General features: G+C 67.5%; 1 protein-coding gene. It reads left to right on the forward strand.

Annotation, left to right across the window (positions count from 1 at the left end; genetic code table 11):
• Positions 1 to 133 precede the first annotated feature (133 nt).
• Positions 134 to 1,411, forward strand: a complete 1,278-nt coding sequence (locus ACIBL3_RS47265) for an IS256 family transposase (RefSeq protein ID WP_396360622.1) — start codon at positions 134 to 136, stop codon at positions 1,409 to 1,411.
• Positions 1,412 to 1,442: the final 31 nt, after the last annotated feature.

The following is a 1,442-nucleotide window of genomic DNA, read 5'->3' on the forward strand; positions in this document are numbered from 1 at the left end:
GAGCAATGATCAGAACCTGTGGATGGCCCTCGGCGGGGTGACATGAAGGAGCGCACCTTCCCGAGGAAGATCTGAAGCCCATGCAGTTCTGATCAGGGCCGGCGTTGGCGCGCCGGTTCGGGAAGGTACGCCCATGCTCAAGGTAGTCCACGAGGAGTCCGAGCCGAACGCGACTGGCGGGTCGTCGCTGCTGGACGAGATTGTCCGCGATGGTGCCCGGGAGATGCTGGCGGCGGCGTTGCGGGCCGAGGTTGCCGCCTACATCGAGGCGCACCGTGACGAGGTCGACGAGCACGGCCGGCGGCTGGTGGTCCGCAACGGGTATCACGCCGAGCGGGAGGTGACCACCGCGGCGGGCGCGGTCGCGGTGCGGGCGCCGCGGGTCAACGACAAACGCGTCGACGAGGCAACCGGTGAGCGTCGGCGGTTCTCGTCGGCGATTCTGCCGGCCTGGGCGCGCAAGTCGCCGCAGGTGAGCGAGGTGTTGCCGCTGTTGTACTTGCACGGGTTGTCCACGTCGGATTTCGCACCGGCGTTGGAGCAGTTCCTCGGCACCAGCCACGGGCTGTCGGCCGCGACCGTCGGCCGGCTAACCACGCAGTGGCAAGACGATGCCCGGGCCTTCGCTGGCCGGTCACTGGCAGATGTCGACTACGTGTACCTGTGGGTGGACGGCATCCACCTGAAGGTGCGACTGGAGCAGGACAAGGTGTGTCTGCTGGTGATGATCGGCGTGCGGGCCGATGGCCGCAAGGAGCTGGTCGCGCTGGCCGACGGGTTCCGCGAATCATCGGAGTCGTGGGCCGATCTGCTCAGGGACTGCAAGCGCCGTGGCATGGGCGCTCCGGTGCTCGCGGTCGGCGACGGTGCGCTGGGGTTCTGGAAGGCGGTCCGTGACGTGTTCCCCGAGACCGCCGAGCAGCGCTGCTGGTGGCACAAGATCGGCAACGTGCTGGCCGCCTTGCCGAAGTCCGCGCACCCGGGCGCGAAGAAGGCGCTGGCGGAGATCTACAACGCCGAGAACAAGAACCAGGCACTCAAGGCCGCCAAGGCGTTCGCCGACGACTACGGCACCAAGTGGCCCAAGGCCACAGCGAAGATCACCGACGACCTGGACGTGCTGCTGGCGTTCTTCGACTTCCCGGCCGAGCACTGGATACACCTGCGCACCACCAACCCGATCGAGTCCACCTTCGCGACCGTCCGGCTCCGGACCCGGGTCACCAAGGGACCCGGCTCGAGGGCCGCCGGCGTCGCGATGGCGTTCAAGCTCATCGAGTCCGCCCAGGCCCGCTGGAGGACCGTGAACGCACCCCACCTGGTCGCCCTCGTCCGAGCCGGCGCCCGGTTCGAGAACGGCAAACTCGTCGAACGACCCGACGAATCAGGAGGTGATCAACAAGCTGCGTGACACGCCAATCCACAGGTCTTGACTATTCCTC

The sequence above is a fragment of the Kribbella sp. NPDC050124 genome (assembly GCF_044460355.1).
GTDB lineage: Bacteria > Actinomycetota > Actinomycetes > Propionibacteriales > Kribbellaceae > Kribbella.